Source organism: Streptococcus sanguinis (assembly GCF_050234405.1).
Lineage (GTDB): Bacteria > Bacillota > Bacilli > Lactobacillales > Streptococcaceae > Streptococcus > Streptococcus sanguinis_W.
In genome coordinates this window covers 2,183,571-2,210,000 of the sequence record NZ_CP092117.1, presented here as the reverse complement: position 1 = coordinate 2,210,000, position 26,430 = coordinate 2,183,571, and the positions used below count along the sequence as shown (strand labels likewise).

Genomic DNA, 26,430 nt, shown 5'->3' with positions numbered 1-26,430 from the left:
CCAGATTGTGGCTCTGGCATGCGTGGGTTCGATCCCCATCACTCGCCTATTTAATATTATTGGGGTATCGCCAAGCGGTAAGGCAAGGGACTTTGACTCCCTCATGCGTTGGTTCGAATCCAGCTACCCCAGTTAAAAACTTGAGCCGGCGTGGCGGAATTGGCAGACGCGCTGGACTCAAAATCCAGTGTCCTCACGGACGTGCCGGTTCGACCCCGGCCGCCGGTATAGCTTAAGTTTAGCGGAGTATTTTTACTTCGTTTTTTTGTTTTCTCTTTAGTAATTATTTGCAAGCTAATGCGGAAGATTGAATCATGATTTTACTTGTAAATCCACACTCAACTAATGTAATGGACTCACCATCAAATTGTTTATAGAATCTAGAATGCTAATAAGAGGCAGCTTAGTTTGTTGCTTTTCATTCTATGATTGAGTTTTATTTAGGACTTAAGAATCTAATTGTATGATTAAATATTTTTTGTGAAAAGCATTTTACTTTTACTGAAAATTCTTGACTCTTTTCTTTTTTGTGGTATAATTAACCAGTAAAGCTTTAACTGGTTAAGAGAAGGAGGGGAGAAATGACTCATTTAGCGCAGAAGATCGATCAATTTTTAAATGAAGTTATTTTGAAAGCAGAAAATCAGCATGAGATTCTGATTGGTTCTTGCACGAGTGATGTGCCTTTAACCAATACGCAGGAGCATATTTTGATGCTTTTGTCTGAGGAATCTTTGACAAATTCTGATTTGGCAAAAAAACTGAATGTGAGTCAAGCTGCTGTGACTAAGGCTGTGAAATCCTTGGTTCGGCAAGAGATGCTGCAAGCCTTTAAAGATAAGAGGGATGCACGGGTTACCTTTTACCGTTTGACTGAGTTAGCGCAGCCGATTGCAAAGGAACATCAGCATCATCACGCACATACTTTGGAGACATATCAAAAATTGGCAGAGCAGTTTTCTACTAGTGAACAGGCGACAATTGCGAAGTTTTTGGAAGCCTTAGTGGGAGAGATCGGCAAATGAGATATATCACAGTTGATAATCTTTCCTTTTACTATGAAAAGGAGCCTGTGCTAGAGCATATTCATTATTTTCTAGACAGTGGCGAGTTTGTAACTTTGACGGGGGAAAATGGAGCTGCTAAGACGACGCTTATAAAGGCTAGTTTGGGTATTTTGCAACCTAAGTATGGGGAAGTGAAGATCTCCAAGACTAATGTGCGAGGCAAGAAACTGCGGATTGCCTACCTTCCTCAGCAGATTGCTAGTTTTAATGCAGGTTTTCCTAGTACGGTGTATGAGTTTGTCAAGTCGGGACGTTATCCGCGCAAGGGTTGGTTTCGTCGTTTGAATGAGCATGATGAGGAGCATATCAAGGCAAGTCTGGAGTCGGTTGGAATGTGGGAACATCGAGATAAGCGAATTGGTTCTCTCTCTGGCGGGCAAAAGCAGAGGGCTGTGATTGCTCGGATGTTTGCTTCGGATCCGGATATTTTTGTCCTTGATGAGCCGACAACAGGGATGGATGCAGGCAGCAAGGATGAATTTTACAAGCTCATGCACCACAGTGCTCATCAGCATGGGAAAGCTGTCTTGATGATTACACACGATCCGGAAGAAGTTCGTAAATATGCTGACCGCAATATTCATCTGGTCCGTAATCAGGACTCACCTTGGCGCTGTTTCAATGTGCATGAAAGCGACAATGGACAGGAGGTGAGCCATGCTTAATCTATTTTCCTATGATTTTATGCAACGAGCCTTTTTGGCCGTTATTGCCATGAGCCTTTTCTCGCCGATTCTGGGGACTTTCCTGATTTTACGGCGGCAGAGCCTTATGAGTGACACGCTCAGCCACGTTTCACTGGCAGGTGTAGCTTTTGGTTTGGTTCTTGGACTATCGCCCACTCTCACAACTGTGCTTGTCGTCATTGTCGCAGCAGTCTTTTTAGAGTACCTGCGAACTATCTATAAGAATTTCATGGAAATCGGAACGGCTATTCTCATGTCAACCGGCTTAGCTATTTCCCTGATTGTTATGAGTAAAGGCAAGAGTTCTAGCTCGATGAGTCTGGACCAGTATCTATTTGGATCCATTGTGACTATCAGTAGGGAGCAGGTGATTTCTCTCTTTGTTATTGCTGCTGTGGTGCTTGTCTTGACCCTCCTCTTCATTCGCCCCATGTACATCTTGACCTTTGATGAGGATACGGCCTTTGTGGATGGGCTGCCTGTGCGTACCATGTCCATTCTCTTTAATATCGTGACGGGTGTTGCGATTGCCCTCATGATTCCAGCTGCGGGAGCCTTGCTAGTTTCGACCATTATGGTCTTACCGGCCAGTATTGCTCTGCGGATTGGGAAAAATTTCAAGTCGGTTATTTTGCTGGCAAATGCCATTGGTTTCTTTGGTATGATTGCCGGACTTTATATTTCTTACTATGCAGAGACGCCAGCTAGTGCTAGCATTACGATTATTTTCGTCAGCTTGTTCTTGCTGGTCAATCTGGTCAAAAAATTTATGAAATAGGAGCAGAAAATGAAAAAAATTAGCTTACTATTAGCAGGTTTACTGAGTATTTTCTTAGTAGCTTGTTCCAATCAAAAAAATGCAGATGGCAAGCTCAATATTGTCACGACTTTTTATCCTGTTTATGAGTTTACCAAGCAGGTGGCTGGAGATGAGGCCAATGTTGAACTTCTAATCGGGGCAGGTACAGAGCCGCATGATTATGAGCCTTCAGCTAAGGCAGTTGCGACGATTCAGGATGCAGATGCCTTTGTCTATGAAAATGAAAATATGGAGACTTGGGTTCCAGATTTGCTAAAAAACTTGAAAAATAAGGAAGAAAAGGTTATCAAGGCGACTGGAAATATGCTCTTGCTGCCTGGTGGTGAAGAGGAAGAAGACCATGACCATGGGGAAGAGGGACATCATCATGCCTATGATCCCCATGTCTGGCTGTCTCCAAAGCGAGCTATTAAAATGGTGGAGAACATCCGTGATAGCTTGAGCAAGTCTTACCCTGACAAGAAAGCGGCTTTTGAGAAAAATGCAGCGGCTTATATCAAGAAGCTGGAAGCCTTGGATAAAGAATATGAAGATGGATTGGCCAACGCCAAGCAAAAGAGCTTTGTCACTCAGCACGCAGCCTTTAACTATCTGGCATTGGACTATGGTTTGAAGCAGGTGCCAATTTCTGGACTTTCACCAGACAGTGAGCCATCCGCTTCACGCTTGGCTGAATTGACCGAGTATATCAAGAAAAATAAAATCAAGTATATTTACTTTGAAGAGAATGCTTCCCAGGCTTTGGCTTCTACATTAGCTAAGGAAACAGGTGTAGAGCTTGATGTCCTGAATCCGCTGGAAAGCTTGACCGAAGAGCAGACCAAGGACGGAGCAGACTATGTTTCTATCATGCAGGACAATCTAAAGGCTCTCAAGAAGACAATCGACCAAGAGGGAGCGGAGATTGCAGCCGAGAAAGAAGAAGACGATAAGACAGTGCAAAACGGCTACTTTGAAGACAGTGCCGTCAAGGATCGGACCTTGTCTGACTATGCTGGCGAGTGGCAGTCTGTTTACCCTTATCTGAAAGACGGTACCTTGGATCAAGTTTTTGACTACAAATCTAAGCTGACTGGAAAAATGACGGCAGCTGAATACAAGGACTACTATGACAAGGGCTACAAGACGAATGTATCCAATATTAATATCACAGACAAGACTATGGAATTTGTGGTAGATGGAAAATCCAAGAAATATACGTATAAATACGTTGGCAAGCACACTCTGACTTACTCTAAGGGAAATCGTGGAGTTCGCTTCATGTTTGAAGCGACAGACGAGGATGCTGGGGAGTACAAGTATGTTCAGTTTAGCGACCACAACATTGCACCAACCAAGGCGGCTCATTTCCATATCTTCTATGGCGGCGAAAGCCAGGAAGCACTGTTTGATGAGCTGGAAAACTGGCCAACCTACTATCCAAGTAAATTGACAGGTCAAGAAATTGCCCAAGAAATGTTGGCGCACTAATATAAATAAAGTAAGAAGACGGAATTATCCCGCCTTCTTTTTTTGTATATCGGAAAATGACGATAAAAATACTTGACAAATTATGATTACAAATGTAAACTAATAAAGAATTAGATTACAAATGTAAATTATAAGGGAGTGTTAAACAATGGAACAGCAAAATATTAGCCAAGCAGAATGGCAAGTGATGCGTGTGCTATGGGCCTATCCACACAGTCGCAGTACAGAGATTATAGCTCGTTTGGAAGCCGATTTTTCCTGGAAACCGGCAACCATCAAGACTCTTTTGAATCGTCTGAAGACCAAAGAATTTATCACTATGGAAAAGATCGAGGGAAAGTTTTACTACGATGCTCGGATTTTAGAAGCGGACCATCTGGAAAGTACTTGGCAGGCTTTTTTTGACAATATCTGTAATACTAAACACGGAGATCTTTTGATTTCGATGATTGAGAGAAGTCAGTTCAGTCAAGGGGACTTGGAGCGGCTCAGCCAAGTCATTGATAAGAAAAGAGCCTCGGCTCCTTTGGAAATCAAATGCGACTGCCCACAAGGTCAGTGTCGTTGCGGTCACGGAAAGGAGACGCATTGATGAGCGAGAAGAAAGAATACAAGCTTTCAGGTATGACCTGCGCTGCCTGTGCTATGACGGTAGAGATGGCGGTCAAGGACTTGGAAACGGTCGAGGACGTCAGTGTCAATCTGGCGACAGAACGTCTCAGTTTGCTTCCTAAGGCGGGATTTGACAGCCAGCAAGTGCTGGATGCTGTAGCCGAGGCTGGTTATCAGGCTGAAGAAAAAGGAAAAAACAAGCCGTCTGACGTAAGCGAAGAAGCTGTGATTAAAGCTCAGAAATTGCAAAAAAAGAAACAAGAGTTACTGATTCTTTTGATTACGGCTCTGCCCTTGCTTTATATCTCTATGGGCAGTATGGTCGGTCTTCCTCTGCCTAGCTTCTTGGACCATATGGCGCATCCCTTGGTCTTCGTTCTGTCACAACTGCTGTTAACTCTGCCTGCTGTGTGGATTGGTCGTGGCTTCTATCAGAGAGGATTTCGCAATCTTATCAAGCAACATCCCAATATGGATAGTTTGATTGCGGTGGGGACCAGCGCAGCAATTTTCTACAGCCTCTACTCAGTCAGTCAGGTTTTTCTAGGTCATCATCCCTTTGTTCATCAGCTTTATTTTGAGTCTGTTGCAGTGATTATTGCCTTGGTTCTTCTGGGTAAATATCTGGAAAGTTCAGCCAAGGGGAAAACGTCTCAAGCGATTCAATCTCTGCTTGAGCTAGTGCCTAGTCAGGCGACAGTGATTCGTTATGGTGAGGCTGTGACCATTGATACAGAGGATATCCGAGTTGGAGACATTATCCGTATCAAGCCAGGGGAGCGTATGCCGGTAGATGGCCTTGTGACGGAGGGGCAGACCTTTGTGGATGAGTCCATGATGACTGGAGAAAGTGTCCCGATTGAAAAGAAGGTCGGCGATACCATTACCAGTGCAACAATCAATCAAAATGGTAGTATTGACTATCAAGCAACTAGGGTGGGTTCGGATACGACCTTAGCTCAGATTGTTAGATTAGTGGAGGAAGCGCAAGGGTCTAAGGCACCGATAGCGGCTTTGGCCGATAAGATTTCACTCTATTTTGTCCCAATCGTGCTGAGCTTGGCTACTTTGTCTGCACTTGGCTGGTATTTTCTAGCTGGTGAGAGTCTTAGCTTTTCTCTGTCAATCTTTATCGCAGTTCTGGTCATTGCCTGCCCTTGTGCGCTGGGATTAGCCACTCCGACAGCCATCATGGTTGGGACTGGTAAAGGGGCTGAAAATGGCATTCTGATTAAGTCTGGACAAGCTTTGGAAGCGGCTTATCAGCTGGATACTATTGTTCTTGATAAGACTGGGACGATTACGGTTGGTAAGCCCAGCCTGACGGATTTGTTGCCTTTAGGTGCTTTTAATCGCTCTGACTTGTTACGGCTCGTAGCCAGTGCTGAGCAGCATTCTGAGCATCCTTTGGCTCAGGCTATCTTGGAAGCTGCTGAAGAGGAGGAGCTTGACTTGCTGCCTGTCAGCCATTTTGAGGCCATTATTGGCCGAGGTTTGTCAGCTCAGGTTGAAGGTAAGCATCTTCTGGTGGGAAATGAGTCTTTGATGAAAGAAAAGAACATTGACAGCAGTGCCTTTCAAGAACAGTTGTTAGAGCTGTCCAAGGAAGGGAAGACAGCCATGTTTGTCGCAATAGATGGACAGCTGACAGGTATTTTAGCGGTAGCAGATGAGATGAAGTCCAGCAGCCTGAAGGCGGTGCAGGAGCTCCAGTCTATGGGGCTGGAAGTTATCATGCTGACAGGAGATCGTGAAGAAACTGCGACAGCTATTGCCCAGAAAGCTGGCATCCAAAAAGTTATCGCAGGTGTATTGCCAGATGGTAAGGCCACTGCTATAAAAGACTTGCAGGAAGCTGGGAAAAAACTAGCCATGGTCGGAGACGGTATTAATGATGCTCCAGCTCTGGTTCAGGCAGATGTTGGAATTGCCATCGGATCAGGCGCTGATGTAGCTATTGAGTCGGCAGATGTAGTGCTCATGCATAGTGATTTGCAGGATGTAGTCAAAGCTATCAAGCTCAGCCAGGCGACTATCCGCAATATTAAGGAAAATCTTTTCTGGGCTTTTGCCTACAATACACTGGGCATCCCGATTGCTATGGGGCTATTGCATCTTTTCGGCGGTCCCTTGCTCAATCCTATGTTGGCTGGTCTGGCCATGAGCTTGAGCTCAGTGTCAGTTGTGGCCAATGCTCTGCGTCTAGGACGCTTTAAAATGAAGAAATATACGGAGGAATGAATCTATGAAACAAACAGTTCAATTAGAAAACTTATCTTGTCAAAACTGTGTCAAACACGTCACCAAGCATTTCCTGTCTATGGAGGGAGTGTCAGATGTGGTTGTGGACTTAGAAAAGCAGACAGCCCAAGTCACAACTGATAAGCCTTATGGTGCAGTTGATTATGAAGCGGCTTTAGCTAAAACAATTTATAAGGTTCTAAATGTGGCAGAAGCTGAGTGAGTAAAGTCAGTAGCTATGCGCCCGCCCAACTGCTAGAATTCTTCTTGTAAAAAGCGATAAAATAATCTATAATGTTACTAATCACATGATTTATCTTACCGTGAGAAAGAGGAGAAAAATGAAGAAAAAAGCTTTACCTTTTTTACTAGCAGGAGCTGCTTTATTAGCTATGACAGCTTGCTCAAACGGCAGTGCTACGAATCAATCAGAGACTACTACTAGCAGTACTGGCTCAGTAACAAGTTTTGTGGAGCAGGCATCCAGTCAATCAACTGCAGCAGCATCTTCAGCAGCTAGCAGCGCTAGCTCAGAGAGTGCGAGCACAGAAAAAACCAAGGAAAAGAAGGAAGCGATGGACATTTCAGCACTTGCAAATGGTAATTATGCCAGCGTTAAAGGAACCTGGCAGGATGCTTCTGGCAACCAGCTTGTTTTTGATGAAAAGGGTTTGGTTTCAAGTGTTTATGAATTGTATGGAGCTTCTCTGACAGACTATGGCACTGCTGCTGGCGGTGTCTACGGCGGAGAAAGCGGAGGTTTTCTGATTGAGTTTCTTCCTAAGGGAGTTAAGGTCGCAGACAAGGAAAACTTTACAGATAATTCAGATGTTGGTCAAGACAGAATCTGGACAGGAGTTGGCCTGAATAGCTTTGACGAACAAGGCAGCTTCTATTATCGAGTAGATTAAACGAAGCTTGGTGCTTAATTTTATAGCTTATATGTTGACGAGAGCAGAAGACTATCTGCTCTCTTTTCTTTGGGAGAGTAAGAAATTTTACAGACAAAAAAAGCCTGCCTAAATTAGGTGGGCTTCATAATTTTGAGTTGAATTAGGATTCACTGTGAGGTGTTATAAACTGATCCATAGGGGTTGAAATCACATTCAGGAAGAGCTTGGCGAAATCCTCTGCCGGCATAGGATCTTCTTTGATAATCCAAATTTCAATGAGGGAGTTAATCCATCTAACAACAATTTCCGTAGCCATTTCTTTTGGAATTCCCAATTTTTTAGAGTCAATGTCTAAATTTTGCACGACCCACTGAGTGAAGAAGGTAGATAGATAGTCACTCCAGAAAGGATCGATAGCTGTAGTATAGAGCACCTTCATCCATTTCCTATGTTCATAAAGGGTAGGAATCATATGTTGGGCAAAGAAACAGAACGGATTTTCTCCATTTCCTTCTTCGTAGCTTTCATACAGGGGCAAAAACGGAGTCATAATTGTCTGGCGGATGTATTGGATAATGTCTTCAACATTACTAAAATGCTTTTTATAGATAGCCTGGCGCGATAGACCAGCTTGTTTTGCAATCTCTGAAAAAGTAAAATAAGACTTTTCAGGATTTTGCTCTGCCAGCTCAATTAAGGCATTAACGACTTTGTCTCGAGTATCTTGGGGCATAAGTACCTTCCTTCTTTTTTATTAAGTTCTTGCTGGTTTGTCTAAAAACAGAGCAAATTCCAACAAAATAGTTTACCGCTTGTCAACTAAAATGATAACACTTTATAGAGGAAATGTCCAATTATTTTTAAAATTTAATATAAAAATATTAAAAAACCAGTCTTCCCTTACAAGGACCGGTTCTGTCATTTCTCTGTTTTTCTTCTGGTTGGTTATGCGATAACAATTTTATTTGAAGGACCAGCTGGACTATCATAGGCAGCAAAGCTGGTTAGGGGTGAAGATACAAGGTTGAGAAATGTCTTAGAGAACTGCTTGCAAGGAACGGGGTCATCCTGAGTGATCCAATTCTCAATAAGAGAACTAATCCAGCCGGCCAGCAGTTGATTGGCCAGGTCTTCAGGAATACCTAATTTTTGGTGGTCAAGATTTAAATTCTGCTCGATCCAGTCCTTGTAACTGGCAGTAATAAAATCGCTCCACAAGGGATCGACAGAACTAGTATATAATATTTTAATGCGTTGGCGTTGCTCATAAATAGCGGGAAGAATCGTTTGAGCCAGAAAGGTGAAAGGATCTAAGTCCGCTTCAGCTTTGTTGCTATTCCAGTTGGGAGCAAAGGCTTGCTTCACCATATCTTGGCGAATGTATTCGATAATTTCAGTAGTGTTATTAAAGTGTCGTTTGTAAATAGCCTGTCTTGATAAACCGGCTTCTTTAGCGATTTCTGTAAAGGTAAAACGCGGTCTATCTGGCTGTTTATCTGCTAATTCAAAAAATGCATCCAAAATCCTATCTCGTGTATTAAGAGCCATAATTTTATCCCTCCTATACCATTTTACTTTTTCTGTCTTAAATAAGCTAGAAAATAGCCCAGAATTTTTACTAAAAAAGTTTACACATTGTTAAATGGAAAAAATTTTAGTTTAATTTTTGGACATCATGTCTATTTAAAAACTGGACAATTTTACAATTAATGTACATAAATCAAGCCGATAATTGTTTTGTTTTAAAAGGTTAATATGATAAAATAATAAAAAATCTTATCAGAAGTCAAATAGAAAGTGTAGTTTAAAAATTACCAAATCTGAAAGATTTATGGGAGGTTTGACTGGACTTTTTATTAAGGGTTACTGATCAGGATAATAAAATATGTTCAGAGGAGAAAAAGATGAAAAGAACAGAAAAAGTTTTGCGATATTCTATTCGGAAGTCTGTTTTAGGTGTTGGGTCAGTCCTTATTTGTGCTCTGTTTTTGGGTCACAGTTTGGTGGCGGCGGATGAGGAACAGCCAGTAGCAAATGCAGTAGAGAACCCAGTTGCTGCATCGCCAGTAAATCAGGATTTGACAACAGTCAGGGAGGCTGCTAACAAGGAAGTAGGCGCATTTCTGGCTGAGAAAGTGACAGATCTTGGGAATAATCCGAATTTGTCAGATGAGGAGCTTGCAGCAGCTAAGGACGAAGTCAATCAAACGGCGGCAAAGGCTCAGAATGAAATTGCCGCAGCTGAGGATAAAGAAAGGATTGATCAAGCTAAAGAAGATGGATTGGCAGACATCAACTCTATCAATCCAGTCGGCAAAGATTTACTTCTAGATGAAATCCAAAATGGGAAAGCAGAGTTTGACAAACTTGTAGATAGGAGTGATTTATTGCCTGAGGAGCAAAAGAAAAGTTTCCAAGAGTCTGTAAGGAAGAAGGCTGCAGAAGCAGAAGATGCAATTCAGAAATTAGATGTTAATGCAGCAACAGCAGAGCAGGCGGAAGTGATTCAAGAGCAAGCAGTAACCGAGGAAGATAAGTTTTTCAAATTTATAGCAAGTTCAACCGTAGATTTCACTCTGGCTGCCAAGTTAGCTGATTTGGAAGCAAATCCTAATCTTTCAGAAGCAGAAAAGAAAGCAGTTAGAGGCGAGATAGAGCAGGTTGTGGAAGCGGCCAAGAAGGCTATTGAAGGAGCAGATTCTCAGGAAGTCTATGATCAGGCAAAAGAAACAGCCATAGCCCACTTAGCCAAGATTCACCCTATTGGCAAAGAGCAGTTCTTAAAAGAAATTCAGGAAGAAAAAACAGCTACTATCGAGGCTGTTGAGAAGAACCAAAGTCTTTCTGCTGAAGAAAAAACTGCAGCTAAAAAGAAAATTGAAGATGCAGCAGACATAGCTAAAAAAGCAATTGCAACTTATAATGCTTGGGTTGAAAGTCCTGATGATGCTGAAAAAATTCAAGAACAAGTAGCGGCAGAGAAGCAAGGTTTGCTAAAAGTTACGACTGGACTGAAACTAGATCTTGCTCTGTCTGATAAGCTAGCAGACTTACGGAGCAACCCGAATCTGTCAGATGCAGAACGGGCTACGGCTAAAGCTGAAGCGGAAGCAACTCTAGCAGATGCGAAAACAGCGCTTGAAAAGGCTGATACCGAAGAAGAACTAGAGAGAATTGAGGAAGCTGGAATTGCTAGCTTGGACACGATTCATCCAGTTGGCAAAGACTTGGTTTTAGATGAGCTTGAAGAAGAAGTCGACAAACAGCTTGAAGCGATTGAGCATCACCAAACACTTTCAGAACTCGATAAAAAGCAAGCTAAAGAAAAGATTCGAGCAGTATTAAAGACGGTGACAGATGCGATTGCGCAGCTAGATGATAGTGTAGACAGTGCTGAAAAAGCAGAGAAGCTGCAGGAACAGATTGCTGCTGAGCAGACAAAAGCTCTTGAAAATCTAGAAGCGATTGTCAAGGATGCTGCTAAAGCTGAGACAGCTTCTTCTATTCCAAGTGATTCACCACAGGAAGATAGGCAAGAATTTAGTGGAGGCGTCAGCGACTCTGAGCCAGCAACAGCAACGGTGTCGGAATATGATTTGTCTAGCCATGAAGTTGGAACTCATCCCGATACAGCTCCACAGTCTTCAGTACAACCAGAATTTAGTGGAGGAGTCAGTGATTCTGAGCCGCCAACAGCGATAGCGTCAGAGTATGATTTGTCTAACCATGAAGTTGGAACTCATCCCGATACAGCTCCACAGGCGTCTGTACAACCAGAATTCAGTGGAAATGTTAATGATTCAGAAGCAGCAACAGCAACTCGGCCTGAATTTACTGGTGGTGTCAATGATTCTGAACCAACTATGACAGAACATAAAACCTATGATGCTGGCGGTCAGCCATCAGTTAGGAGTGCGCATCCAGACAGCGCTCCTCAAATATCGGCTCTTCCAGAATTTGCCGGCGGTGTCAATGCCACTGACGCGGCAGTAGCTGATGCTTTACCTTCTTACCAAGTAACTAGTGGTATTTTGTCAGCAGTTGATGGGGCCAAATCAGTACAAGAGCAGTCTTCATTAGCTAAGGTCACCCAGCCAGCTCAGCTTAAAAACAAGGAAAGTAGGAGTGGCGCGTCAATCTTACCGCATACAGGACAAGCTTCTAATGCTCTTCTCACGGTTGCAGGAGTTATCAGCGCTTTAGGTGCAGCTGGATTGTCATTCCGTAGTAGAAAAAAAGAAGAATAAATTTTAAAGAGGCCCAGTGGCCTCTTTTTTGATGGAGAAATTTTTCAAAAATTATGCAAACGTTTTACTAAAAGTGCTTGAAAAAGTCAAAAAAAAACGATATAATGGACAATGTGAAAGCGCTTTGCAAACGAGAGCTTGAAAGAAAATATTTTTATTCAAAAGAAGGGGCTTATTATGGTCGAATTAAATCTGAAAAATATCTATAAAAAATATCCCAACAGCGACCACTACTCAGTGGAAGACTTCAATCTTGATATTAAGGACAAGGAATTTATCGTTTTTGTCGGTCCGTCCGGTTGCGGGAAATCAACTACGCTGCGTATGATTGCAGGTCTTGAAGACATCACAGAAGGAACTGCCTCTATTGACGGTACAGTGGTTAATGATGTAGCTCCAAAAGACCGTGACATCGCCATGGTCTTCCAGAACTATGCCCTTTATCCGCACATGACTGTCTACGACAACATGGCTTTTGGTCTCAAGCTGCGCAAGTACAGCAAGGAAGATATTGAAAAACGAGTCAATGAAGCGGCAGAAATCCTGGGCTTGAAGGAATTCTTGCAGCGCAAGCCAGCTGATTTGTCTGGTGGTCAGCGTCAGCGGGTAGCTATGGGACGCGCAATCGTTCGGGATGCAAAGGTTTTCCTTATGGACGAGCCTCTGTCTAACTTAGATGCTAAGCTGCGTGTTTCTATGCGGGCGGAGATTGCCAAGATTCACCGCCGTATCGGGGCAACAACTATTTATGTTACCCACGACCAGACTGAAGCTATGACTCTGGCTGACCGGATTGTTATCATGTCAGCGACCAAGAATCCTGCTGGAACTGGAACGATTGGACGGGTGGAGCAGATTGGTACACCTCAAGAAGTCTATAACAACCCAGTTAATAAGTTCGTTGCCGGCTTCATCGGTAGCCCAGCTATGAACTTTATCCCAGTTAAGCTTGAAGGGAATGAGATTGTAGCAGAAGGTCTGCGCTTGACTGTGCCAGAAGGAGCTCTCAAGGTTCTGCGGGAGAAAAATTACGAGGGCAAGGAGCTGATCTTCGGTATTCGTCCGGAAGATATCAATGCGGAAGCTGCTTTCTTGGAAACTTTCCCGAATTCAGTTGTGCATGCTAAAATTTCTGTTTCAGAATTGCTGGGAGCAGAGTCTCATCTCTACTGCCAAGTGGGTTCTAGTGAGTTTGTAGCGCGTGTGGATTCACGCGATTACCTAGAAACTGGTGCAGGTATTGACCTAGGCTTCGACCTCAATAAAGCGCACTTCTTTGATCCAGAGACAGAGAAGACGGTCTATTAATCAATTGATAAACAAAAAACGCAGACAGGCTTGTCTGCGTTTTTAAAATGGCTGTTATAACATCATTTTTTACTGAAAGAAGCTTAGATTTTTTCTTGTTTTAGTTTTCCGATAAGAATATCGGCTGAAATGGTGGTATGTGTAAGCTGCTCCCAATTGATTAGATTTTTTTCAACATGAAAGAGTAAAGGAGTCATCTGCAGCAGGGCAGTTTTCTCCTCAGAATGCAGAGCATGGGTTGATTCTACGGTTTTTCTAGATAGAATCGTAAAGTGCTTCTGGAAGTGCTGGATGATATCTTGATTAGAATAATCTTTCTTGTCCAGATATTGAGCAACTTTTTGACGAATTTCTTTCAGATGATTTTCTGTTGGGATGACTTTAATGATAAGTCCCTCTTTTTTCAATACTCGCTGAAATTCATGGTAATTAGCTGGTGAGAAGATGTCCAGCAAGACATCCATGCTTTGATCCTGAACGGGCAAGTGTGCCAAATCACCTACGAACCATTTTACAGCCAGGCTCTGATCGCTTTTGGCAGCTAACTGGATAGAATCTTTGGATAAATCAAAAGCGTAAATTTCTTTGTTGGGGAATGTTTCCTGAATTTTTCGAGCATAGTAGCCCTCTCCGCAAGCGACGTCTAGAATGGTCTGTTCTTTAGGCAGGGTCTGCAGCAGATCCTGCAACTCATCTAGGATATGCTGATAAAAGCCGGCTTCCAAGATGACTTGCCTATTTTGAAAGCTTGTTTTGTCATAGTCTTTAGCTTGTTTGGCTTGAGGAGCTAGATTGACATAACCGAATTTGGAGATGTCGTAGGAATGGCGATTAGGACACTTGAGGCTGTTTTCTTCCATAGCCAAGCTTTGCTGGCAGAGTGGACAGGTCAGAGCCGGAGCTTGGGCAAATCGGGCAAGTTTTGGTTTCATAGGCGCTCTCTTTCTATTTCTTATAGTAAAGACATAGAAAAATCCGATTCAGGTAATCGGATTTTTATCTTTAGTAGGTCAGGACAAAGTATTTCTTCTTACCGCGACGGATAACTGTCAGCTCGTCTTCTAGTTTATCTGAGGCGCTGAGGACATAGTCTAAATCTTGGATGCGCTCACCATTGAGGTAGATAGCGCCGTTTTGGACGTCCTCGCGAGCTTGACGTTTTGAGTTTACCACGCCGGCTGTCACAAGCAGTTCTACAATATTGAGGCTGTCTTCTGCTTGGACCTGATAGTTAGGCACACCGCGTAAACCTTGTTTGAGTTCCTTGACGGACAAATTTTTGATATTTCCAGCAAAGAGCTGCTCAGTGATATTGAGAGCTTCCTGATATGCTTCTTGACCGTGAACTAGGCTGACCACTTCGCGAGCTAGGACTTTCTGAGCCAAGCGTTCGTGTGGTGCAGCTTCAAATTGTTGGCGAATCTCTTCGATTTCATCCAAGGATAGGAAGGTGAAGATTTTCAGGAAGCGGATAGCGTCTGCGTCCATGACATTCATCCAGAATTGATACATTTCATAAGGAGAAGTCTTGTCAGGATTGAGCCAGACAGCATTGCCTTCTGACTTACCAAATTTTTTGCCAGTAGCGTCGGTAATGAGCGGAACAGTTATCACATGGCCAGTCTTGTCAGCCTTGCGGCGTAGGAGTTCTGTACCTGCTGTCATATTGCCCCACTGGTCAGAACCACCGATTTGCAGGGTTACACCATGATTTTGATTGAGGATATAGAAGTCATATCCTTGCATGATCTGGTAGGCGAATTCTGTATAGGAAATCCCTGTCTCAATTCGGCTCTTGACGGAATCTTTACTCATCATGTAGTTGACAGTGAAGTATTTACCAACATCGCGCAGAAAGTCAATAAAGCTGATGCTGCTGAACCAGTCATAGTTATTGACCATCTCGGCCTTATTATCGCCCTTTTCAAAGTCCAGAAAACGAGAAAGCTGATCTTGGATAGATTTCACCCAGCCTTCCACAGTTTCCTTGGTTTGGAGGCTGCGTTCTGCATCCCTAAAGGATGGATCGCCAATCAATCCAGTTGCTCCACCGACCAGAGCGTAGGGTTTGTGTCCGGCTAGTTGCAAGCGGCGGCTGGTCAGAATGGCTACCAAGTGGCCAAGGTGTAGGCTGTCAGCGGTCGGATCGTATCCACTATAATAAGAGACTTGTCCTTCTTCTAAGGCCTTGCGTAAAGCTGCTTCATCAGTGGTTTGGAATACCAAGCCACGTTCTTTTAGCTCATCAAAAATGTGCATCATGTCTCTCCTATTCTAAAAGCCAAGAAATTGGCTTATCTATATTTTAAATTTATGTTACTCTATTGTATCATAAAGCTTTTAAATAGCAATGTTTCCTTGAAATAAATCATAGATATTTGGTATAATGGGAAGATAACAAGGAGAATCAAACTTGGAACAATTAATAGAGAAATTAAAAGAGTTCTGGGGAAAAGCCCAGCAGTTTATCAAAAAAATACATCTTCCAGAATGGAGCAAGAAGATCGTTAGTGGCAACAATGGCTGGTCTATCGGTGATGTTTTTGCTGTTTTCTTGCGGACTTTTAAACTTCTGATGAATATGGCTTTTGTGTTTATCTTCTTCGGTGGCGTAATCGGTGCTGGGATTGGGGTAGGCTATGCAGCTAGTCTTTTCAGTAAGGTTGAAGTGCCCAAGCAAGAAGAGCTGGTCAAGCAGGTGAATAATATCTCTGGTATTTCTAAGCTTACCTATGCTGATGGCAGCTTGATTGCAGAAGTGGACAATGATTTGCTCCGCATCCCAGTTAAGAGTGACGCCATCTCTGAAAATGTAAAAAAAGCCGTTATCGCTACAGAGGATGAGAACTTTGAAACGCATAACGGAGTGGTGCCCAAGGCTGTGCTTCGGGCTACGCTCGGATCTGTTGTCGGAGTTGGATCTTCTAGCGGGGGTTCAACCATTACCCAGCAGCTAATCAAGCAGCAGGTGGTGGGCGATGCGCCGACCTTCAAGCGGAAAGCGGCGGAGATTGTCGATGCGCTGGCTTTGGAGCGCTACATGTCCAAGGATGATATTTTGACCACCTACTTGAACGTTTCGCCTTTTGGGCGTAACAATAAGGGGCAGAATATCGCTGGTGTGGAAGAAGCTGCTCAAGGGATTTTTGGTGTTTCTGCTAAGGATTTGACTGTGCCCCAGTCTGCTTTTATTGCCGGCTTGCCACAGAGCCCGATTGTTTATTCGCCTTATGCAGCGGATGGCAGTCTCAAGAGTGAAGGGGATATGGCTCTGGGCTTGGAACGTGCCAAGGATGTGCTCTATAATATGTACCGGACGGGCCATCTAAGCGAGAAAGAGTACAAGGAGTACAAGGACTACGACTTGACCAAGGATTTCAAGCCTTCTGAAAGCTCGGAAAAATCTTCGCATGGCTACCTTTATTACACAGCGGTCGAAGAAGCTCAGCAGACCATGTACGAATACTTGATTCAGCGGGACAATGTTTCTCAGCAAGAGCTGAAAAACAATGACACTGTCAAAGCCTACAAGGAATTGGCCGCTAAGGAACTGAGCGATGGCGGCTATACTGTCACCACCACGATTAACAAGAACATCCACACCGCTATGCAAAATGCAGTAGCCAACTATGGTGGCATCTTGGATGACGGAACTGGTGCAGTTGAAGTGGGAAATGTCCTCTTGGATAATAAAACCGGTGCTGTGATTGGCTTTGTAGGAGGCAGAGATTATGCTTCCAATCAGAACAATCACGCCTTTGATACGGAGCGGTCACCGGGTTCAACTATTAAGCCAATTTTGGCTTATGGGATTGCTATTGACCAAGGTCTGATGGGCAGCGCCAGCGTTCTTTCTAACTATCCGACTAACTTTTCAAGCGGTGACCCGATTATGCACGTGGACAGCCGTGGTACAGCCATGATGGACCTGCAAGAAGCGCTCAATACTTCTTGGAATATCCCGGCTTATTGGACTTACCGCGGATTACGCGAAAAAGGTGTCAATGTCCGTGGCTATATGGAAAAAATGGGCTATTACATTGATGACTACAGCATTGAGAGTCTGCCTATGGGCGGGGGAATTGAAGTATCTGTAGCTCAGCATACCAATGGTTTCCAAACCTTGGCTAATAATGGAACCTACCAGAAAAAATATATGGTTGAAAAAATCACAGACCGAGATGGCAAGGTGATTTACCAGCATAAGGCCAATCCTGTTCAGATTTACAGTCCAGCAGCGGCTACGATTATGCAGGAGCTCATGCGGGGAGTTATCAATTCTGGGGCTACTACGACCTATAAATCCAGAATCAGTCAGGTCAATGGAACCTTGGCTGGAGCTGATTGGATTGGTAAAACTGGAACGACCAACACCAACGGTGATATGTGGCTGATGCTTTCTACTCCTAAGATGACTCTGGGAGGCTGGATTGGTCATGATGATAATAGCTCTATGGCGGCGTTGACTGGTTATAACAATAACGCTTCCTACATGGCCTATATGGCAGATGCTATCTATCAGGCAGATCCGAATGCCTGGGGTGTTGGTGATAAGTTCACTCTTGATCCGAGTGTGATTAAGTCTGATGTACTCAAGTCCACAGGGGAAAAGCCAGGTACAGTAACGGTAAACGGCCGCTCTGTTAATCTCAGCGGTCCGACAGTGCCTAGCTATTGGGCTAAAAACGGTGCTCCGACCACGACCTACCGGTTTGGTATCGGGGCATCAGATGCGGATTATCAGAAGGCTTGGTCAGCTATACTGGGCGGTTCTACCTCTAATTCTAATTCAAGTTCCAATTCTAACAATAATCGGCAGGGGAACTAGCGCATCAAGAACAGTTTTTAACTTTTCAGAAAGCGGATGAAATCCTTGCAATTTCTAGCTAAATAAGGTATAATGATAACAATAATTTGTCGTGTGCTTTATTTGAAATATTGTCCAAATAGAAGCTTACAGCAGTTAAATCAAACTTGAATAAGTCAGATTTAGCTGCTCTTTTTGTGCCTATTTTTAGGAAAAACGGGTTATGTAATCATAATTTAATTTTTCTGAAAATTAAACAAAAGGGACTGATTGTGGCTGTTTTGCAGCGTTGTAAATGACAGAGGATTTTCCTCTGAAAACATTTCACAGAACTCGCTCTAAAAAGCGTGAGGGAAAGATAGGTTTCTTCTCGCTTTACCAAGGGCTTAGTATCTTATCATAAAGGAGTAAAAACTTGGCAGGACATGAAGTTCGATACGGGAAACACCGTACCCGTCGTAGTTTTTCAAGAATTAAGGAAGTTCTTGATTTACCAAATTTGATTGAAATCCAAACGGATTCGTTCCAAGATTTCTTGGATCATGGTCTGAAGGAAGTCTTTGAAGATGTACTTCCTATTTCAAACTTTACCGACACCATGGAATTGGAATTTGTCGGCTATGAAATCCGTGAGCCTAAATATACGCTGGAAGAAGCACGCATTCACGATGCCAGCTACTCAGCGCCAATCTTTGTGACTTTTCGTCTGATTAACAAGGAAACTGGTGAAATCAAGACTCAGGAAGTCTTCTTTGGTGATTTCCCAATCATGACTGAAATGGGAACCTTCATCATCAATGGTGGTGAGCGGATTATCGTATCCCAGTTGGTGCGTTCTCCAGGGGTTTACTTTAACGATAAAGTTGACAAAAATGGGAAAGTTGGCTACGGTTCAACGGTTATTCCTAACCGCGGTGCTTGGTTAGAGTTGGAAACAGACTCAAAAGACATTGCCTACACTCGTATTGACCGGACACGGAAGATTCCATTTACCACTTTGGTGCGTGCGCTTGGTTTCTCAGGTGATGATGAGATCTTGGACATCTTTGGTGACAGCGACTTGGTGCGCAATACCATTGAAAAAGATATCCACAAGAACCCAATGGACTCTCGTACAGATGAAGCCCTGAAAGAAATCTATGAGCGTCTTCGTCCAGGCGAGCCTAAGACGGCTGAAAGTTCTCGTTCCCTTCTTGAAGCGCGTTTCTTTGATCCGCATCGCTATGACTTGGCAGCAGTTGGTCGTTACAAGATTAATAAGAAACTCAATGTCAAGACACGCTTGCTGAACCAAACCATTGCAGAGCCATTGGTAGATGCTGAAACTGGAGAAATCTTGGTTGAAGCTGGTACAGTTATGACCCGCAGTGTCATTGACAGCATTGCAGAGCAGTTGGACAATGGTTTGAACAAAATCACTTATATTCCAAACGACTCAGCTGTCTTGACAGACCCTGTAGAACTGCAAAAGTTCAAGGTTGTAGCACCGACTGATCCAGACCGCGTTGTGACCATCATTGGTAACGCAAATCCTTCTGACAAGGTACGGATTGTGACACCAGCTGATATCTTGGCTGAGATGAGCTACTTCCTCAACTTGGCTGAAGGTATCGGTCGTGTAGATGATATTGACCACTTAGGGAACCGTCGTATTCGTGCAGTTGGTGAGCTTTTGGCCAACCAAGTTCGTCTGGGACTTTCTCGGATGGAGCGTAACGTTCGTGAACGGATGTCTGTTCAGGATAATGAAGTTCTCACACCGCAACAAATCATCAACATCCGTCCAGTAACTGCAGCCATTAAAGAATTCTTTGGTTCTTCTCAGTTGTCTCAGTTCATGGACCAACACAATCCGCTGTCTGAGCTTTCTCACAAGCGCCGTCTTTCTGCCTTAGGACCTGGTGGTTTGACACGTGACCGCGCTGGTTATGAAGTGCGGGACGTACACTATACTCACTATGGCCGTATGTGTCCGATTGAAACGCCTGAAGGACCAAACATCGGTTTGATTAATAACTTGTCTTCTTATGGGCACCTTAATAAATATGGCTTTATCCAAACGCCTTACCGTAAGGTAGACCGTGAAGCTGGTGTAGTAACCAACGAAATCGTTTGGCTGACAGCTGATGAGGAAGATGAATTTATCGTAGCGCAGGCCAACTCTAAGCTGAATGAAAAAGGCGGCTTTGCTGAGCCTATCGTTATGGGACGCCACCAAGGTAATAACCAAGAATTTCCATCAGACCAAGTAGACTACATGGATGTGTCACCTAAGCAGGTAGTTGCTGTAGCGACAGCATGTATTCCTTTCTTGGAAAATGACGACTCCAACCGTGCCCTCATGGGTGCCAACATGCAACGTCAGGCTGTGCCTTTGATTGATCCAAAAGCACCTTACGTCGGTACTGGTATGGAATACCAAGCTGCCCACGACTCTGGTGCAGCGGTTATTGCCCAGCATGATGGTAAGGTTACCTATGCGGATGCAGACAAGGTTGAAGTCCGCCGTGAAGATGGTTCTCTTGATGTTTACCAAATTCAAAAATTCCGCCGTTCTAACTCGGGAACTGCTTACAACCAACGTACCTTGGTAAAAGTTGGCGATGTCGTTGAAAAAGGCGACTTTATCGCTGACGGACCTTCTATGGAAAATGGAGAAATGGCCCTGGGACAAAACCCAATCGTTGCTTACATGACATGGGAAGGTTACAACTTCGAGGATGCGGTTATCATGAGTGAACGTCTGGTGAAAGACGATGTCTACACCTCTGTTCACTTGGAAGAATACGAATCAGAAACTCGCGACACCAAGCTTGGCCCAGAAGAAATTACCCGCGAAATTCCAAACGTAGGGGAAGATGCCTTGCGCAATCTGGACGAAATGGGTATTATCCGCATCGGGGCGGAAGTCAAGGAAGGCGACATCCTAGTCGGGAAAGTCACTCCTAAGGGTGAAAAAGACCTTTCTGCTGAAGAACGTCTCTTGCACGCTATCTTCGGAGACAAGTCTCGTGAAGTTCGTGATACCTCTCTGCGTGTGCCACACGGTGCCGATGGAGTGGTTCGTGACGTGAAGATCTTTACCCGTGCTAATGGTGATGAACTGCAATCTGGCGTTAATATGCTGGTTCGCGTCTACATCGCTCAAAAACGTAAGATTAAGGTTGGAGATAAGATGGCTGGTCGTCACGGAAACAAGGGGGTTGTATCCCGTATCGTTCCTGTGGAAGACATGCCTTACTTGCCAGATGGAACACCAGTTGATATCATGCTGAACCCACTCGGGGTACCATCTCGTATGAACATTGGTCAGGTTATGGAGCTTCACCTTGGTATGGCAGCACGTAACTTGGGCATCCATATTGCGACACCAGTCTTTGATGGAGCAAGCTCAGAAGACCTCTGGGATACAGTGCGCGAAGCTGGTATGGATAGTGATGCTAAGACTATTCTTTATGACGGACGTACCGGTGAGCCGTTTGACAACCGTGTATCTGTCGGTGTCATGTACATGATCAAGCTCCACCACATGGTAGATGACAAACTCCATGCCCGCTCAGTAGGTCCTTACTCAATGGTTACCCAACAGCCGCTCGGAGGTAAAGCTCAGTTTGGTGGACAACGTTTTGGTGAGATGGAAGTTTGGGCCTTGGAAGCTTACGGTGCTTCTAACGTTCTGCAAGAAATCCTGACTTACAAGTCAGATGATGTCAACGGACGTTTGAAGGCTTATGAAGCTATTACCAAAGGGAAACCAATTCCAAAACCAGGTGTGCCAGAATCCTTCCGCGTTCTTGTCAAAGAATTGCAATCTCTTGGTCTGGACATGCGCGTTCTCGATGAAGATGACAATGAAGTAGAATTGCGTGACCTAGACGAAGGTGAAGATGATGATGTGATTCACGTTGACGATCTTGAAAAAGCGCGTGAAAAAGCAGCTCAAGAAGCGAAAGCAGCTTTTGAGGCTGAAGGAAAAGAATAAGAATACACACTGATTTAGAAAATGAAGAAAGGTAAGAAATAGTGGTTGATGTAAATCGTTTTAAAAGTATGCAAATCACCCTAGCTTCTCCTAACAAGGTCCGTTCATGGTCTTATGGGGAAGTGAAGAAACCTGAAACAATCAATTACCGAACCCTGAAACCAGAACGCGAAGGCCTTTTTGACGAAGTGATCTTCGGTCCAACCAAGGACTGGGAATGTGCCTGTGGTAAGTACAAACGGATTCGTTACAAAGGAATCGTCTGTGACCGCTGTGGTGTTGAAGTAACCCGCGCCAAGGTTCGCCGTGAGCGTATGGGCCACATTGAATTGAAGGCACCTGTTTCACATATTTGGTACTTTAAAGGAATTCCAAGCCGCATGGGTCTCACTTTGGATATGAGCCCACGTGCCCTGGAAGAAGTCATTTATTTTGCGGCTTATGTGGTGATTGACCCTAAGGATACACCGCTAGAGCACAAGTCCATCATGACGGAGCGTGAGTACCGTGAGCGTTTACGCGAGTATGGTGCAGGCTCATTTGTAGCCAAAATGGGAGCAGAAGCTATTCAAGACCTCTTGAAACAAGTGGACTTGGAAGCTGAGATTGCTGTCCTCAAAGAAGAATTGAAAACTGCTTCAGGTCAAAAACGGATCAAGGCTGTCCGTCGTTTGGATGTTTTGGACGCCTTCTACAAGTCTGGCAATAAGCCAGAATGGATGGTTCTTAATATCCTGCCGGTTATTCCGCCAGATTTGCGTCCGATGGTTCAGCTGGACGGTGGTCGGTTTGCGGCTTCTGACCTCAATGATCTCTACCGCCGGGTTATCAACCGGAACAACCGTTTGGCTCGTTTGCTTGAGTTAAATGCACCTGGTATCATCGTTCAAAATGAGAAGCGGATGCTTCAAGAAGCAGTTGATGCTTTGATTGATAACGGTCGCCGCGGCCGTCCAATTACTGGACCAGGTAGCCGTCCGCTTAAGTCTCTGAGCCACATGCTCAAAGGGAAACAAGGTCGTTTCCGTCAAAACTTGCTGGGTAAACGGGTTGACTTCTCAGGTCGTTCCGTTATCGCCGTTGGTCCTACGTTGAAAATGTATCAATGTGGTGTGCCGCGTGAAATGGCGATTGAGCTCTTCAAGCCGTTTGTGATGCGGGAAATCGTTGCTCGCGATATTGTGCAGAACGTTAAAGCTGCCAAACGCTTGGTAGAGCGTGGAGATGAGCGTATCTGGGATATTCTGGAAGAAGTGATCAAGGAACACCCAGTGCTTCTTAACCGCGCACCGACTCTTCACCGTTTGGGAATTCAGGCTTTTGAGCCAGTGCTAATTGACGGTAAAGCTCTTCGTTTGCATCCGCTGGTCTGTGAAGCCTACAATGCCGACTTTGACGGTGACCAAATGGCCATCCACGTACCATTGTCAGAGGAAGCGCAAGCTGAAGCTCGTATCCTCATGCTGGCTGCTGAGCACATCTTGAATCCAAAAGATGGTAAACCAGTTGTAACACCATCTCAGGATATGGTCTTGGGTAACTACTACCTGACCATGGAAGAGGCTGGCCGCGAAGGCGAAGGCATGATTTTCAAGGATATGGATGAGGCGGTTATGGCCCTCCGCAACGGTTATGTTCACTTGCATACTCGTGTTGGTATCGCAACAGACAGTCTTAATAAGCCTTGGACAGAAGACCAGAAGCATAAGATTTTGATCACAACTGTTGGTAAAATTCTCTTTAACGCAATCATGCCAGAGGAATTGCCTTACTTGCAAGAGCCGACTAATGCTAACTTGACAGAAGGTGTGCCAGCTAAGTACTTCTTGGAGTCAGGACAAGACATCAAGGAAGTCATTGAACAGCTTGAGATCAATGTTCCGTTTAAGAAGAAAAATCTTGGTAATATCATTGCGGAAATCTTTAAACGCTTCCGTACAACAGAAACATCTGCTCTTCTTGACCGCTTGAAGAACTTGGGTTATCACCATTCTACCTTGGCTGGTCTGACAGTGGGTATCGCTGATATCCCAGTTGTCGAAGACAAGGCTGAGATTATTGAAGAATCCCATAAGCGTGTTGAACAAATTACTAAACAATTCCGCCGCGGTATGATTACTGATGACGAACGCTACAATGCAGTTACTGCTGAGTGGCGGGCAGCTCGTGAGAAATTGGAAAAACGTTTGGTTGCCAACCAAGATCCGAAGAACCCTATCGTTATGATGATGGACTCTGGAGCCCGGGGTAACATCTCTAACTTCTCCCAGTTGGCCGGTATGCGTGGTTTGATGGCTGCGCCAAACGGACGTATCATGGAATTGCCAATCTTGTCTAACTTCCGTGAAGGGCTGTCCGTTCTGGAAATGTTCTTCTCAACCCACGGTGCTCGTAAGGGTATGACCGATACGGCCCTTAAGACTGCCGACTCAGGTTACCTGACTCGTCGTCTGGTTGACGTTGCCCAAGATGTGATTATTCGTGAAGACGACTGTGGTACAGATCGTGGACTTCTTATCACTTCTATCACAGAAGGCAAGGAAATGATCGAGTCTCTGGAAGAGCGCCTAAATGGTCGTTACACTAAGAAAACAGTTAAACATCCAGAAACTGGTGCGGTCATTATTGGTCCAAATGAATTGATCACAGAAGACAAGGCGCGTGAAATCGTTAATGCTGGTGTTGAAGAAGTGACAATCCGCTCCGTCTTTACATGTAACACCCGCCACGGTGTCTGCCGTCACTGTTACGGTATCAACTTGGCAACGGGTGATGCAGTTGAAGTCGGTGAAGCAGTCGGAACCATCGCTGCCCAGTCTATCGGGGAGCCTGGTACACAGCTGACCATGCGTACCTTCCACACGGGTGGTGTTGCCTCTAATACCGATATCACACAAGGTCTTCCTCGTGTCCAAGAAATCTTTGAAGCCCGCAATCCGAAAGGGGAAGCGGTCATCACTGAAGTCAAGGGTGAAGTTACTGCTATCGAAGAAGATGCATCTACTCGTACCAAGAAGGTCTTTGTTAAAGGCCAAACTGGCGAAGGTGAATATGTGGTACCATTTACAGCCCGCATGAAGGTAGAAGTGGGTGACCAAGTTTCTCGTGGTGCTGCCTTGACTGAAGGTTCTATCCAGCCTAAGCACTTGCTGGCTGTCCGCGATGTCTTGTCTGTTGAAACTTACCTGCTTGCTGAAGTACAAAAAGTTTACCGCAGCCAAGGGGTAGAAATCGGTGACAAACACATCGAGGTAATGGTTCGTCAGATGATTCGCAAGGTGCGCGTCATGGATCCAGGAGATACAGATCTTCTTATGGGAACTCTCATGGATATCACAGACTTTACAGATGCTAACCGTGATGTGGTTATCTCAGGCGGTGTACCTGCGACAGCTCGTCCAGTCCTTATGGGAATCACCAAGGCTTCCCTTGAGACAAACAGCTTCCTGTCTGCAGCTTCCTTCCAGGAAACAACTCGTGTCCTGACAGATGCTGCGATCCGTGGTAAGAAAGACCATCTCCTTGGCCTTAAGGAAAATGTTATCATCGGTAAGATTATCCCTGCTGGTACTGGTATGGCTCGCTACCGCAATTTGGAGCCTCAGGCTGTCAATGAAGTTGAAATTATTGACGAAGTGACAGAACTGCCAGGTGGATTTGAAACTGAAGAAAATATTGTTCTTAAATAAAGAACTTTCCCTCCCGATTTTCGGGAGGGATTTTTTGTTGCAGCCGATAATTTCTTGCTCGCTACTAAATACCATCCTATAATATACTTAGAAAGTTGTTTTTAAGTTCTCCGTTATGGATAAACAACTATAGAAGAAACACTCGAGATTTTCTATTTCAGTTTTTCTATGATGCAAGATGCCATATTTATTTTTAATCAGGGAGGTAGCTGGTTTTTTGTAGTATGATAGCGCTAGGTTATACTATTTTAAAAATCCTAAAATAGTAGGAGGAGAGGTTTGAAATTTAAAAAAAGAGGAGGTTGGTTTTAATGGTGGTGGTCGAAGTTTGTAGAGAACGATAGCTGGCGTTTATCTAGCTAGCTCATTCATGAAGGGAAGATTTTGAAATATAAAGAATAGAAAACAATTAGATTACAAATAGAATAATATTTTATTGCAATGAATAAATATTAAAAAATATAGGCAAAAACCACAAAATTCTGCATAAAATAGGACTTTAAGCCTATAAGTTCTTTCCTTTTTATTTATTTTTTTGAGAAAACCGAAAAATTTCAGCAATTTTAAGTTACAGTTAAGTTAAGAAAATTAAAATAATCTTAAATAAG

17 protein-coding genes and 3 tRNA genes (1 of these 20 cut by a window edge) are annotated in these 26,430 nt (G+C 44.1%); 16 read left to right on the top strand and 4 right to left on the bottom strand.

Going from position 1 to position 26,430, the window contains the following annotated elements:
- The 11 genes from MFP28_RS10730 to MFP28_RS10680 form a co-directional block, all read left to right on the top strand.
- A tRNA-His gene (locus tag MFP28_RS10730) sits at positions 1-47 on the top strand (it extends 26 nt beyond the left edge of the window).
- Positions 48-60: 13 nt separating this feature from the next.
- A tRNA-Gln gene (locus MFP28_RS10725) sits at positions 61-132 on the top strand.
- A gap of 12 nt (positions 133-144) precedes the next feature.
- A tRNA-Leu gene (locus MFP28_RS10720) sits at positions 145-228 on the top strand.
- A 353-nt stretch (positions 229-581) separates the two neighbouring features.
- Positions 582-1,025: a zinc-dependent MarR family transcriptional regulator gene (locus MFP28_RS10715; RefSeq protein WP_002907486.1), complete on the top strand. Its 444-nt coding sequence runs from the start codon at positions 582-584 to the stop codon at positions 1,023-1,025.
- Positions 1,022-1,732 carry a metal ABC transporter ATP-binding protein gene (locus tag MFP28_RS10710; protein ID WP_002907482.1) on the top strand — a complete coding sequence of 237 codons (711 nt, stop codon included), beginning with the start codon at positions 1,022-1,024 and terminating at the stop codon, positions 1,730-1,732. Before MFP28_RS10715 ends, MFP28_RS10710 begins: the two co-directional genes overlap by 4 nt.
- Positions 1,725-2,531 (top strand): metal ABC transporter permease, encoded by an 807-nt coding sequence (locus tag MFP28_RS10705; protein WP_002907479.1) that lies wholly within the window; start codon positions 1,725-1,727, stop codon positions 2,529-2,531. The genes MFP28_RS10710 and MFP28_RS10705 overlap by 8 nt, the downstream gene beginning before the upstream one ends.
- A 9-nt stretch (positions 2,532-2,540) precedes the next feature.
- On the top strand, positions 2,541-4,043 hold the full coding sequence (locus MFP28_RS10700) for a zinc ABC transporter substrate-binding protein AdcA (RefSeq protein ID WP_002907477.1): 1,503 nt from the start codon (positions 2,541-2,543) through the stop codon (positions 4,041-4,043).
- Between the two features lie 148 nt (positions 4,044-4,191).
- Positions 4,192-4,635: a CopY/TcrY family copper transport repressor gene (locus MFP28_RS10695; RefSeq protein WP_002907476.1), complete on the top strand. Its 444-nt coding sequence runs from the start codon at positions 4,192-4,194 to the stop codon at positions 4,633-4,635.
- The gene (locus MFP28_RS10690) at positions 4,635-6,896 is read left to right on the top strand and encodes a heavy metal translocating P-type ATPase (protein ID WP_002907474.1); all 2,262 of its coding nucleotides are present in this window, start codon (positions 4,635-4,637) and stop codon (positions 6,894-6,896) included. The genes MFP28_RS10695 and MFP28_RS10690 overlap by 1 nt, the downstream gene beginning before the upstream one ends.
- Positions 6,897-6,900: 4 nt before the next feature.
- Positions 6,901-7,119 carry a heavy-metal-associated domain-containing protein gene (locus MFP28_RS10685; RefSeq protein ID WP_002907472.1) on the top strand — a complete coding sequence of 73 codons (219 nt, stop codon included), beginning with the start codon at positions 6,901-6,903 and terminating at the stop codon, positions 7,117-7,119.
- 85 nt (positions 7,120-7,204) lie between these two features.
- The gene (locus MFP28_RS10680) at positions 7,205-7,807 is read left to right on the top strand and encodes a DUF6287 domain-containing protein (protein ID WP_002907470.1); all 603 of its coding nucleotides are present in this window, start codon (positions 7,205-7,207) and stop codon (positions 7,805-7,807) included.
- Positions 7,808-7,949: 142 nt separating this feature from the next.
- Here MFP28_RS10680 and MFP28_RS10675 read toward each other — a convergent pair whose 3' ends face one another.
- On the bottom strand, positions 7,950-8,522 hold the full coding sequence (locus tag MFP28_RS10675) for a TetR/AcrR family transcriptional regulator (RefSeq protein ID WP_002898692.1): 573 nt from the start codon (positions 8,520-8,522) through the stop codon (positions 7,950-7,952).
- Between the two features lie 212 nt (positions 8,523-8,734).
- The gene (locus MFP28_RS10670) at positions 8,735-9,337 is read right to left on the bottom strand and encodes a TetR/AcrR family transcriptional regulator (RefSeq protein ID WP_002907468.1); all 603 of its coding nucleotides are present in this window, start codon (positions 9,335-9,337) and stop codon (positions 8,735-8,737) included.
- 356 nt (positions 9,338-9,693) lie between these two features.
- On the opposite strand from MFP28_RS10670, the gene MFP28_RS10665 reads away from it, so the two are divergent.
- Together MFP28_RS10665 and MFP28_RS10660 are read left to right on the top strand one after the other, a co-directional pair.
- A complete protein-coding gene (locus MFP28_RS10665) occupies positions 9,694-12,036 on the top strand; it encodes an SIALI-17 repeat-containing surface protein (RefSeq protein WP_002907466.1) in 2,343 nt (780 codons plus the stop codon).
- A 177-nt stretch (positions 12,037-12,213) separates the two neighbouring features.
- Positions 12,214-13,344 carry an ABC transporter ATP-binding protein gene (locus MFP28_RS10660; RefSeq protein ID WP_002910867.1) on the top strand — a complete coding sequence of 377 codons (1,131 nt, stop codon included), beginning with the start codon at positions 12,214-12,216 and terminating at the stop codon, positions 13,342-13,344.
- Positions 13,345-13,427: 83 nt separating this feature from the next.
- On the opposite strand, the gene MFP28_RS10655 is transcribed toward MFP28_RS10660, so the two are convergent.
- Together MFP28_RS10655 and tyrS are read right to left on the bottom strand one after the other, a co-directional pair.
- A complete protein-coding gene (locus MFP28_RS10655; protein WP_002907462.1) occupies positions 13,428-14,276 on the bottom strand; it encodes a putative RNA methyltransferase in 849 nt (282 codons plus the stop codon).
- 70 nt (positions 14,277-14,346) lie between these two features.
- The gene (gene tyrS, locus MFP28_RS10650) at positions 14,347-15,603 is read right to left on the bottom strand and encodes a tyrosine--tRNA ligase (protein ID WP_032916115.1); all 1,257 of its coding nucleotides are present in this window, start codon (positions 15,601-15,603) and stop codon (positions 14,347-14,349) included.
- Positions 15,604-15,757: 154 nt separating this feature from the next.
- Here tyrS and pbp1b point away from each other — a divergent pair, with 154 nt between their 5' ends.
- From pbp1b to rpoC, 3 genes are all read left to right on the top strand, one after another.
- Positions 15,758-18,172, top strand: a complete 2,415-nt coding sequence (gene pbp1b, locus MFP28_RS10645) for a penicillin-binding protein PBP1B (RefSeq protein WP_002907459.1) — start codon at positions 15,758-15,760, stop codon at positions 18,170-18,172.
- A gap of 394 nt (positions 18,173-18,566) precedes the next feature.
- Entirely contained in the window at positions 18,567-22,133 is a 3,567-nt protein-coding gene (gene rpoB, locus MFP28_RS10640) for a DNA-directed RNA polymerase subunit beta (RefSeq protein WP_002903503.1), read from the top strand.
- Positions 22,134-22,174: 41 nt separating this feature from the next.
- Entirely contained in the window at positions 22,175-25,822 is a 3,648-nt protein-coding gene (rpoC, locus tag MFP28_RS10635; RefSeq protein WP_002907455.1) for a DNA-directed RNA polymerase subunit beta', read from the top strand.
- The last annotated feature ends 608 nt before the right edge of the window (positions 25,823-26,430 follow it).

Coding starts and splice junctions, on each gene's coding strand:
- MFP28_RS10715 (WP_002907486.1), top strand. CDS start 582: ATGACTCATTTAGCGCAGAAGATCGATCAATTTTTAAATGAAGTTATT.
- MFP28_RS10710 (WP_002907482.1), top strand. CDS start 1,022: ATGAGATATATCACAGTTGATAATCTTTCCTTTTACTATGAAAAGGAG.
- MFP28_RS10705 (WP_002907479.1), top strand. CDS start 1,725: ATGCTTAATCTATTTTCCTATGATTTTATGCAACGAGCCTTTTTGGCC.
- MFP28_RS10700 (WP_002907477.1), top strand. CDS start 2,541: ATGAAAAAAATTAGCTTACTATTAGCAGGTTTACTGAGTATTTTCTTA.
- MFP28_RS10695 (WP_002907476.1), top strand. CDS start 4,192: ATGGAACAGCAAAATATTAGCCAAGCAGAATGGCAAGTGATGCGTGTG.
- MFP28_RS10690 (WP_002907474.1), top strand. CDS start 4,635: ATGAGCGAGAAGAAAGAATACAAGCTTTCAGGTATGACCTGCGCTGCC.
- MFP28_RS10685 (WP_002907472.1), top strand. CDS start 6,901: ATGAAACAAACAGTTCAATTAGAAAACTTATCTTGTCAAAACTGTGTC.
- MFP28_RS10680 (WP_002907470.1), top strand. CDS start 7,205: ATGATTTATCTTACCGTGAGAAAGAGGAGAAAAATGAAGAAAAAAGCT.
- MFP28_RS10675 (WP_002898692.1), bottom strand. CDS start 8,522: ATGCCCCAAGATACTCGAGACAAAGTCGTTAATGCCTTAATTGAGCTG.
- MFP28_RS10670 (WP_002907468.1), bottom strand. CDS start 9,337: ATGGCTCTTAATACACGAGATAGGATTTTGGATGCATTTTTTGAATTA.
- MFP28_RS10665 (WP_002907466.1), top strand. CDS start 9,694: ATGAAAAGAACAGAAAAAGTTTTGCGATATTCTATTCGGAAGTCTGTT.
- MFP28_RS10660 (WP_002910867.1), top strand. CDS start 12,214: ATGGTCGAATTAAATCTGAAAAATATCTATAAAAAATATCCCAACAGC.
- MFP28_RS10655 (WP_002907462.1), bottom strand. CDS start 14,276: ATGAAACCAAAACTTGCCCGATTTGCCCAAGCTCCGGCTCTGACCTGT.
- tyrS (WP_032916115.1), bottom strand. CDS start 15,603: ATGCACATTTTTGATGAGCTAAAAGAACGTGGCTTGGTATTCCAAACC.